General features: G+C 53.3%; 1 protein-coding gene. It reads left to right on the forward strand.

From position 1 onward, the window contains the following. On the forward strand, window positions 1-244 hold a 244-nt coding region (locus HMPREF2967_RS07715), incomplete at both ends, for a hypothetical protein (protein WP_198531032.1).

Genomic DNA, 244 nt, shown 5'->3' on the forward strand with positions numbered 1-244 from the left:
TGGTGAGTCTGAGGGTAAGACCTCGGTTGAGGTTCCTGAGAACCCGAAGACTGTGAAGCCGTCTGATGAGAAGCAGGACACTGGTGTGAAGGTCACCAACCCGGGTGAAGACACCAAGGTTTCTGCTACCGATGAGGACGGCAACAAGGTTCCGGCTGAGATTGACGAGAACGGCAACGTTGTTGTTACTCCGGGTAAGAAGGTTGATGGTCCGATTACCGTAGTTGTTGAGGATCCGGATCTG

The organism is Corynebacterium sp. HMSC059E07, from assembly GCF_001814395.1.
GTDB classification, from domain to species: Bacteria; Actinomycetota; Actinomycetes; order Mycobacteriales; family Mycobacteriaceae; genus Corynebacterium; species Corynebacterium hesseae.